Raw genomic sequence first — 324 nt, forward strand, 5'->3', positions numbered from 1 at the left:
GATGCCAAGGCCACGCTGAACCTGCGCAACGCTTATTTCAACCGCAACTTCACCAACCCGAACAACGCCCAAGGCAAAGCCGAGGAATGGACCCAGAACTTCATCCTCGACGCCAAGTCCGGTTTCACTCAAGGCGTGGTGGGGTTCGGCGTGGACGTGCTGGGCCTGTACTCGGTCAAGCTCGACGGCGGTCGCGGCACGGCGGGCACGCAGTTGCTGCCGGTGCACGATGACGGGCGTCCGGCCGATGACTTCGGGCGCCTGGGTGTGGCGCTCAAGGCCAAGGTGTCGAAGACGGAGCTGAAGGTCGGCGAGTGGATGCCG

At 64.2% G+C, this 324-nt stretch carries 1 protein-coding gene; it reads left to right on the top strand.

Annotated elements, in window-relative coordinates:
• A partial coding sequence (locus ACLEJR_RS27090; protein ID WP_440817777.1) for an OprD family outer membrane porin occupies positions 1-324 on the top strand: 324 nt, incomplete at both ends.

The sequence above is a fragment of the Pseudomonas sp. SMN5 genome, from assembly GCF_052041925.1.
GTDB lineage: Bacteria > Pseudomonadota > Gammaproteobacteria > Pseudomonadales > Pseudomonadaceae > Aquipseudomonas.